Genomic DNA, 8,786 nt, shown 5'->3' on the forward strand with positions numbered 1-8,786 from the left:
GCGGCGAGCAGCGCGAGGGCGGACCGCGGCCGATCGGCAGCGGGCTGGGCGAGCTGGCCCCGCCGCGTCCGCTCGGCGCGCCCGGCCCGGCCGGCGCCGTGGTGCCGGTGACCCCGCTGCCGCCCGCCGCCGACGCCCGTCCGGTGCCGCGCCCGATGGCCGAGCTGCCCGCCGCGTCCGGCGCCGCCGCCCCGGCGGCTCCCGGTGCCCCGCAGGCCAACGCCCCGATCGCGCTGCCGGGCGGCCGCCCCGACACCGGCGAGCACGGCGCGGTGCCCGCCCCGGCCCCCGACGGCGGTCCGCGCCGGCTGCTGGTCTGGCCCGAGCCCGACCCGGCCACCCGCCAGGCGCTCCAGGACCGCGGCTACCGCCCGGTGATCGTCCGCTCCCGCGAGGAGGTGGACGCCCAGGTCGCCGGTTTCCCCGCCGCGCTCTTCGTCGACCCGCTGACCGGCCCGATCACCCGCACCGCGCTGCAGTCGCTGCGCACGGCGGCGCTGAACAGCCGGGTCCCGGTGCTGGTCACCGCGGGTCTCGGGCAGGCCACCCGGGACGCCGCGTACGGCGCCGACCCGGCCGTCCTGCTGCGCGCCCTCGCCCCGCGCGACGGCGAGAACCACGCCCCGCGGGTCCTGCTGGTCGAGGGCGACCCGGACATCGCCGCCGCGATGATCGGCAGCCTGGAACGGCGCGGCATGCACGTCGAGCACGCGGTGGACGAGAACGACGCCGTCGCCCGGGCCAGCAGCGTGCAGCCCAACCTGGTGGTGATGGACCTGCTGCAGATCCGCCGCCGCCGGGTCGGCCTGCTGGACTGGCTGCGCGCCAACGACCGGCTGCACCGCACCCCGCTGGTCGTCTACACCTCGGTGGACCTCGACCCGCGCGAACTGCCGCGGCTGCGCACCGGCGAGACGGTGCTCTTCCTCGCCGAGCGCTCGACCAGCGACGACGTGCAGTCCCGGATAGTCGACCTGCTCGGGCGGATCGGCGCCATGGGCGAGGCGGGCGTCGCCGCCGCCGGCTGAGCCCGCACGCGCCGAGGGCCGGCCGCCCCCTCCCGGGGTGGCCGACCCTCGCCGTCCCGCTGCTACTCCTTGCCGAGACGGGTGACGTCCAGCTTCTGCGCGGCGTAGTCGGCGCGGATCACCTTCTTGTCGAACTTGCCGACCGAGGTCTTCGGCACCGACTCGACGAGCGCCCAGCGCTCCGGCAGCTGCCAGGAGGCGATCCGCCCGGCCAGGAACGCCCGCAGCTCCGGCAGGCCGGTGGTGGCGCCGGGCCGCAGCACGACGGTGGCCAGCGGCCGCTCGCCCCACTTCTCGTCCGGGACGGCCACCACGGCCGCCTCGGCGACCTCCGGGTGGGCCATCAGGTGGTTCTCCAGGTCCACCGAGGAGATCCACTCGCCGCCGGACTTGATGACGTCCTTGGCCCGGTCGGTGAGGGTCAGGTAGCCGTCCGGGGTGATCGTGCCGACGTCGCCGGTGCGCAGCCAGCCGTCCTCGGAGAACTTGTCCTCCGGGCGCACCGGGTCCTGGCCCGCGCCCCCGTAGTACGCCCCGGCGATCCACGGGCCGCGCACCTCCAGCTCGCCCGCCGACACCCCGTCGTGCGGCATCCGCTCGCCGCCGGGGCCGATCAGCCGGGCCTCGACGGAGGCCGGGAAGATGCCCTGGGTGATCCGGTACGGCCACTCCTCCTCGGGGCTCAGGCCGCCCGGGGGCTGGGCGAAGGAGCCGAGCGGCGAGGTCTCGGTCATGCCCCAGGCGTGGACGACCCGGATGCCGTGGCGCTCGTCGAAGTCCTTCATCAGCGACGGCGGACAGGCCGAGCCGCCGATCACCACCATGCGCAGGCTGGAGGTGTCGTAGTCACCGGCGTCCAGCTCGTCCAGCAGGCCGCTCCAGATGGTCGGCACGGCCGCGCTGACGGTGGGCCGCACGGTGGCGATCATCTCGGCCATCGGCCTGGGCTGGAGGAAGCGGTCCGGCATCAGCAGGTTGGCGCCGGACATGAAGGCGGCATGCGGGATGCCCCAGGCGTTGACGTGGAACATCGGCACGACCGGCAGCGCGGTGTCGCGCGGGGTGAAGGCGAAGTTGTCGCCGGTGTTGACCTGGAGGCAGTGCAGGTAGACCGAGCGGTGGCTGTAGAGCACGCCCTTGGGGTCGCCGGTGGTGCCGGAGGTGTAGCAGAGCACGGCGGCCTGCCGCTCGTCGATGTCGGACTGCCAGGGGTAGGCGGTGGGCCGGTCCGCTATCAGCTCCTCGTAGTCGTGCACGCCGCCCGCGAAGCCGGCCAGCACCGACCGGTCGCCGGGGCCGCTGACCACGATGTGCTTGAGGGTCGGCGCGAGCTCGGGGAGGACCGCCGCCAGCAGCGGGAGGACGGTGCCGTTGACGATGATCACGCGGTCGGCGGCGTGGTCGACGATGAAGGACAGCTGGCCGGCCGGGAGCCGCAGGTTGAGGGTGTGCAGCACCGCGCCCATCGCCGGCACCGCGAGGTAGGCCTCCAGGTGCTCGGCGTTGTTCCACATCAGGGTGGCGACCCGGTCGTCGGCCGTCACCCCGAGTTCGTCCCGCAGGGCCCAGGCGAGCTGTGCCGCACGGGCGCCGACCTCCGCGTACGTCCGGACCACCGGGCCGGTGCCGTCCCAGGTGGTGACGGTCGAGCGGCCGTGGATCGTGGACCCGTGCTCAAGGATCCGGGCGACGGTGAGCGGTACGTCCTGCATCGTGCTGAACACGGGTCCTCCTCGACCTGGGCGGCACTGCGGCGGCTCCTGCCCCGGCCTGGCCGAACGTCGGCTACTGGGCGGTAATACGGGCAGTAGGGCCCGATTCTGCCGCGCCGGGTCCCGGATGTCAGCATCTCGGCCGCGTTGTGCCGATCACGGCCCGGCCACGGTCGGGCCACGTTCTCCCCGGTCGGGCGGGGGCGCCCCGGACGCGCGGGGCGGCGGCCGGGATACTGGGCGCATGGGCGACGGACGCGGCGAACGGCGGGTGGGGCAGGGTCTGACCGGGTTCCGGATGCCGTGCCCGTGTTGTTCCGGCGGGGTGCGCACCCAGGCGCGGCTGGGCCTGCGGGCGGGGCGCACCGGTACCGGGTACGTCCCGGAGACCTGCCGCCACTGCCAGGGCCGGGGCTGGCTGGGGCTCGCGCTGCGCGAGTGACGGGCCGGCTCCCGGCCTGCGGCGGCCGTCAGCGGGCCAGCGGGGCGTCGACCTGGTTGCGGTCGACGGTGAGCGTCGCCCCGCCGTAGGTCTCCTCGACGTTGCCGCGGTACTGGTGGACGCGCCGGTGCCGGCTCCAGAGGTCCGGGGTGAGCGGCCCGCCCCCGGTGGTGTCCGCGCGGTCGTCCCAGCGGGCGTACCAGAGGACGTCGGGCAGCGGTGAGCTGCCGGCCCGGGCGGCCGCGGCGAGGTCGGCGATGCCGGAGTCGAGGCTGGAGTAGAAGCCGGAGCGGTACCCGGCCGCGTGCAGCGCCTGGGTCCAGCCGACGGCGAAGTCGACGACCGCCTGCCCGCAGGCCGGGTCGCGCAGCGGGTAGGCCTCGATGTCCACGAAGACCGGGCTGCCCGGGCCGAACCCGACCGCCCGCAGGCCCGCGACCGCCTCGGCCGCCTCCTGGCGCCCCTGCCGGGCGGCGCGCGCCGGGTCGATCCGCTCGGGCTTGCGCTTCAGCTCGCTGCACGGCGCCTGGAGGCCGACGTGCACGGGCAGGAACCGCCAGCCCATCGCCCGGGCCTGCCGCACCCAGTCGGCGGTGAGCGCGGGCTGGGCGCAGCCGCGCTGGCGGCCGCTGGTGTAGACGCCGAGCGCCCCGTACGGCGAGGCGTCGCGCCAGGCCCGCAGGGTCTCCAGCGGGGGCGCGGTGCAGGCGTCGAAGGCCGCGCCGGCGTACTGGTCGCGCGGGCGGGCGGTGGGCGGGCCGAGCCGGTCGGGCAGGACGGCCGCCCGGATGCGGGGAGCGGCGGCGGCCGCCGGAACGGCGTCGTCGGCGCTCGCGGGCGGGCCGCCGGCGGCCAGCAGGAGGACGAGCGAGGCGGCGGCGAGGGCTGCGGAGCGGAGATGGCGCACCCCGCCTTGATACTGACGGAGCGTCGGGCGATGCCCGGCGCCGCGCCGGGCGCGGCGGGAAAGCTCACCCTTTCGGACGCACCCGTCCGGATCCGTCCCGATTCTTGTAACGAGCTTGCTGCCCAGTGGCTCCTTACGGCAAACTCGCCCCATGCCCACCTCCCATCCCAGCGAAACCTCCGCCCCGACGCCGGCCGCCGCCGTCGCCGAGGCGCTTGCCATGCCGCCCGCCCCCAAGGGCGAGCCCGCCGGCGAGCGGGGCAGCTGGCGACGAGGCGGGGCGCCCGGAGAGGGGCTGCCACCGGACGCGGGCCCCGGCCGGACCACCGGCCGACGGTTCACCAGCCTCCTGCGGCGCCCGGATCGGATTCCGGCGCCGCTTCTCTGTGTCACGGCGATGTTCCTGGTGCAGACCGGGATCGCGTTCTCCAAGCCGCTCTTCGGACCGCTCGGGGTGAGCGGCACCACCTTCCTGCGGCTGGGCTTCGCGGCGGTCATCCTGCTGGCCGTCACCCGGCCGAACCTGCGCGGGCGCCGGCCGCGCGACCTGGCCGCCGCCGCCCTGCTCGGCATGGCCTCGGCCGGGATGACCCTGCTGTTCGCCGGGGCGATCGACCGGCTGCCGATGGGCACCGCCGCCACCATCGAGTTCCTCGGCCCGCTCGCGGTGGCCCTGGTCTTCGCCCGCCGCGCCAGCCACCTGCTCTGGGCGCTGCTCGCGGCCGGCGGTGTGGCGCTGCTCACCCTGCTCGGCGAGGGCGGGGAGGGCGGCGGGCTCGACCCGGTCGGCCTGCTGTACGCCTTCGGGGCGGCCGCCTGCTACGCCGCCTACATCCTGTTCACCGACAAGGTCGGGGCGGCGTTCCAGGGCTTCCAGGGGCTGGCGGTGTCGATGACGGTCGGCGCGCTGGCGGTGGCTCCGTTCGGGCTCGGCCAGGCCTGGGACGGGCTGACCGAGCCCGGTGCCTCGCCGCTGATGCTGCTGCTCGCGGTGGCCGGGGTGTCGCTGCTGCTGCCGGTGATCCCGTACGCGCTGGAGATGACGGCGCTGCGGAGGATGCCGCAGCGGGTGTTCAGCGTGCTGGTCAGCCTGGAGCCGGCGGTCAGCGCGCTGGTCGGCCTGGTGGTGCTGGGCCAGCTGCTGGGCGCCGCGCAGCTGGCCGGCATCGGCTGCGTGGTGGCGGCGAGCGTCGGGGCCACGCTGACCGGGCGGCGCTGACGCGCCGGGGCCCGGTGAACCGGGGCCTGGTGAATCGGGGGCGCGCATCCCAGCGATGCGCGCCCCCGCCGTGTCACGGCCAGAGCAGGGTGCGCGACCACTCCGGGGTGCGGACCGGACCGGTCCGGGTGTAGCGGAGCCGGACGTGGTGGCGTTCCGCGTCGCCCTGCCAGAACTCCACCTCGTTGGCCCAGAGCGTGTAGACGGCGTGCCCGGCGGCGACCGCGTCCGGGGTGGCCTCCAGCCGGCGGCGGGCCACCGCCACCGCCTCCTCGTACTCGGCGGGCGAGGCCAGCGGCTCGCTCTGCCGCCCGACCAGCGCGCCGATCCGGGCGGCCGGGGAGCGGGTGGCGAACTCGGCCCCCGCCACCTGGTCGGCGGCCCGCTCGACGGTGCCGCGCACCCGCACCTGGCGGCCGAGCTGCGGCCAGTAGACGGTGAGCGCGGCGGCCGGGTGGTCGGCGAGCTGACGGCCCTTGGGGCTGTCCGCGGCGGTCGAGAAGACCCAGCCGGTGCCGGCGGCGTCCACGTCGCGCAGCACCAGCACCCGGGCGTCCGGCGTGCCGTCGGCATCGACCGTGGAGAGGGTGAACACCTGCGGGTCCAGCACCCCGGCGTGCAGGGCGGTGGCGAGCCAGTCCACGAAGAGCGGGCCGGGTTCGGCCGGGGCCGCCTCGGTGTCGAACGTCGGCAACGGGCGGGCCATCGGCGGACGGCCGAGCATCAGCTCGGGCACGGACCGGGGCGCGGCCGCGGCCGGCTCCCCGCCGGGTCCGGGGCCCGGTGCGGGCCTGGTCTCGCCGGGGCCGGTCAGGCCCTCCTCCTCCGCTGCCATCGCGCCCTTCCTTCCGGTTGCCGCGGCCGCAGCCCCGCGGCGGACCGGGCGCCGCTGGGCGGGCCGGGCGCGGGGGTGCGCTGTCGGAGCGCAACCGTACCGCCGTACGGTGACGGCGCCGGGCGCGGGCCCTGGACCGGACCCCTTCCGGGCCCCGGACGCGCCCGTGGGCGGCACCGTCGTGCGGTGCCGCCCACGGGGCCGGTGCGCGGTGACCCTTTCCGCTGCCCGGTTGCGTGATGTGCGGTGCGTGATGTGCGTGCGTGGTGCGTGATGTGTGCGGTGCGATCCGTTCGGTCTCGCGGTCCTCCGGCCTCGCGGCCTGCCCCGGTCCGCCCCGGTGGTCCTCCGACGGCGCCCCCGCCGTCGACGGCCCCGGGCCGTGCTCAGGAGAAGACCGGCGCGAAGACGATGGTGTAGTTCTTGTTGGCCTGGCCGGCCTGGACGGTGCCCGCGTTGTCCTTCACCGCGAGGGTGTCGGACTGGTTCGAGGCACCGGCGCCGGTGGCCGTCTGCTGGGTGGAGATGTGGTTGCCGTCGACCGACCCGAAGACGTTGCCCGTGCCGGCGTTCGAGACGAGCGTGCCGTCGTCGTCGGCGGCGGCCGAGCCGGCACCGGCGATCAGCAGGCCGGCGGCGAGCGGGGCCGCCAGTAGTAGGCCGGCCGCCCCGCGGGTCCGGATGCGAGCCATCAGAGCCTCCAAGAAGCGCCTCCAAGAAACGGTAATCGTGCAAGATGTGCGGGAGTTCGCCGACCAAACGAACACCCGCGGTCTGCGACGTCGGGAGACAGACTTCCGCAACAAATCGACAAAGCACCACCTCCCGGGGGCCTTTTCGCCCTTTAGCGTGATATCCGGCGGCCCGGTGCATAACCGTCCCGGCCCCGGGGAGCGGGACCGTCGCACCGCCTCCCACCTGCGACGCAAGGGGGTCGACCGGTCACGGTCCGATGCGTCCGGAGCAGCGTGGAGAAATCACCCGGACAACCCGGCGCACCACCACGGCGCGCGTCGATGCCGGACACGCCCCTTTTCGGTGCGGTCGCCCTACCGCACCGGCCGTGTCCGCGATTATGCGACAGTCCGGAAATCGGCAGAACGCGGCACCATGCGCCGCGTCCTCCGCCGCCCCCGGGCGGCCCCGCCGGCCCGGACGGGTCAGAGCGCCTTCCCGGGATTGAGGATGCCGAGCGGGTCGAAGACCGCCTTCAGCTGCCGCTGCAGGTCCATCGCCACCGGACCGAGCTCCCGCGCCAGCCACTCCCGCTTGAGCAGCCCCACCCCGTGCTCACCGGTGATCGTGCCGCCCAGCTCCAGCCCCAGCGCCATGATCTCGTCGAAGGAGCGCTGCGCCCGCGCCGACTGCTCGGCGTCCGCCGCGTCGAAGACGACGATCGGGTGGGTGTTGCCGTCGCCCGCGTGACTCACCACCCCGATGGTCAGCGCGTGCCGCTCGGCGATCGCCGCGACGCCGTCCAGCATCTCGGCCAGCCGCGAGCGCGGCACCGCCACGTCGTCGATCATCGTGGTGCCCAGCCGCTCCATCGCGGGCAGTGCCAGCCGGCGCGCCTCCAGCAGCAGCTCGGACTCGGCCCGGGTCTCGGCGGGCACCACCTCCGTCGCCCCGGCCGCCCGGCACAGTTCGCCGACCGCGGCCAGCTCGGCCACCCGGTCCGGACCGTCGAAGGCGACCAGCAGCAGCGCCCGGGTGGACTCCGGCAGCCCCATCCGGCCCAGCGCGTTGACCGCGCGCACGCTCACCGCGTCCATCAGCTCCATCAGCGAGGGCGTGAAACCGCGCGCCATCACCTCGCAGACCGCCGCGCCCGCCGCGTCCGCGCCCGGGAACTCCGCCGCCAGCGCCAGCTGCGGCGCGGGGGCCGGCCGCAGCGCCATCACCGCGCGGACCACCACGCCCAGGGTGCCCTCGGAGCCCACCAGCAGCCGGGTCAGGTCGTAGCCGGCGACGCCCTTGGCCGTCCGGCGGCCGGTGGACAGCAGCCGCCCGTCGGCCAGCACCACGTCGAGGCCGAGCACGTACTCGCTCGTCACCCCGTACTTGACGCAGCAGAGGCCGCCCGCGCCGGTGCCGATGTTGCCGCCGATCGTGCAGGACTCCCAGCTCGACGGGTCGGGCGGGTAGGCGAGCCCGGCGGCGGCCGCGGCCCGGGACAGCTCGGCGTTGACCACGCCCGGCTCGACCACCGCGATCCGGTTCACCGGGTCGAGCTCCAGGATCCGGTTCATCTTCACCATCGACAGCACGATGCAGCCGTCGACGGCGTTGGCCGCGCCGGACAGCCCGGTCCGGGCGCCCTGCGGGACCACCGGCACGCGCAGCTCGGAGGCGGTCCGCAGGACGTGCTGCACCTGCTCGACCGTCTCCGGGAAGACCACCACCGCGGGGGTGCCGGCCGGGCAGAAGCCCGCCATGTCGTGCCGGTAGGCGGCCGTCACGTCCGGGTCCACCGCCAGGGCGCCGGGCGGGAGGCCCTCGGCCAGCCGGTCCGTCAGGTCACTCATCGCCGCCTCCGCTCGCACCGCCCGGGCGGGGGTCCGACCGACGCCGCCCGGACCTCGCACTCTGCCCGCCGCCCGCCCGCCCGGCAAGTACGCCTGCCCCGCGCGGCCGGGGCGAGGC

At 75.9% G+C, this 8,786-nt stretch carries 6 protein-coding genes and 1 pseudogene; 2 read left to right on the forward strand and 5 right to left on the reverse strand.

Features of this window, described 5'->3' with window-relative positions; translation table 11 throughout:
- Nucleotides 1-1,028: pseudogene (locus ACFXAM_RS35915) on the forward strand (hypothetical protein); the annotation flags it as partial.
- Between the two features lie 62 nt (nucleotides 1,029-1,090).
- On the opposite strand, the gene ACFXAM_RS35920 reads toward ACFXAM_RS35915, so the two are convergent.
- Together ACFXAM_RS35920 and ACFXAM_RS35925 are read right to left on the reverse strand one after the other, a co-directional pair.
- Nucleotides 1,091-2,752 (reverse strand): long-chain fatty acid--CoA ligase, encoded by a 1,662-nt coding sequence (locus tag ACFXAM_RS35920; protein WP_380297796.1) that lies wholly within the window; start codon nucleotides 2,750-2,752, stop codon nucleotides 1,091-1,093.
- A 458-nt stretch (nucleotides 2,753-3,210) separates the two neighbouring features.
- The gene (locus ACFXAM_RS35925; protein WP_380297798.1) at nucleotides 3,211-4,089 is read right to left on the reverse strand and encodes a DUF1906 domain-containing protein; all 879 of its coding nucleotides are present in this window, start codon (nucleotides 4,087-4,089) and stop codon (nucleotides 3,211-3,213) included.
- Nucleotides 4,090-4,240: 151 nt separating this feature from the next.
- On the opposite strand from ACFXAM_RS35925, the gene ACFXAM_RS35930 reads away from it, so the two are divergent.
- Nucleotides 4,241-5,308: a DMT family transporter gene (locus ACFXAM_RS35930; RefSeq protein WP_380297799.1), complete on the forward strand. Its 1,068-nt coding sequence runs from the start codon at nucleotides 4,241-4,243 to the stop codon at nucleotides 5,306-5,308.
- A gap of 73 nt (nucleotides 5,309-5,381) precedes the next feature.
- Here the strand turns inward: ACFXAM_RS35930 and ACFXAM_RS35935 are convergent, their stop codons facing one another.
- The 3 genes from ACFXAM_RS35935 to ACFXAM_RS35945 form a co-directional block, all read right to left on the reverse strand.
- Nucleotides 5,382-6,143: a pyridoxal 5'-phosphate synthase gene (locus tag ACFXAM_RS35935; protein ID WP_380297801.1), complete on the reverse strand. Its 762-nt coding sequence runs from the start codon at nucleotides 6,141-6,143 to the stop codon at nucleotides 5,382-5,384.
- A gap of 386 nt (nucleotides 6,144-6,529) precedes the next feature.
- A complete protein-coding gene (locus ACFXAM_RS35940; protein ID WP_380297802.1) occupies nucleotides 6,530-6,835 on the reverse strand; it encodes a hypothetical protein in 306 nt (101 codons plus the stop codon).
- A gap of 468 nt (nucleotides 6,836-7,303) precedes the next feature.
- A complete protein-coding gene (locus ACFXAM_RS35945; RefSeq protein ID WP_380297803.1) occupies nucleotides 7,304-8,668 on the reverse strand; it encodes an FAD-binding oxidoreductase in 1,365 nt (454 codons plus the stop codon).
- Between the last annotated feature and the right edge of the window lie 118 nt (nucleotides 8,669-8,786).

This window comes from Kitasatospora sp. NPDC059462, from assembly GCF_042749955.1.
Taxonomy (GTDB): domain Bacteria; phylum Actinomycetota; class Actinomycetes; order Streptomycetales; family Streptomycetaceae; genus Kitasatospora.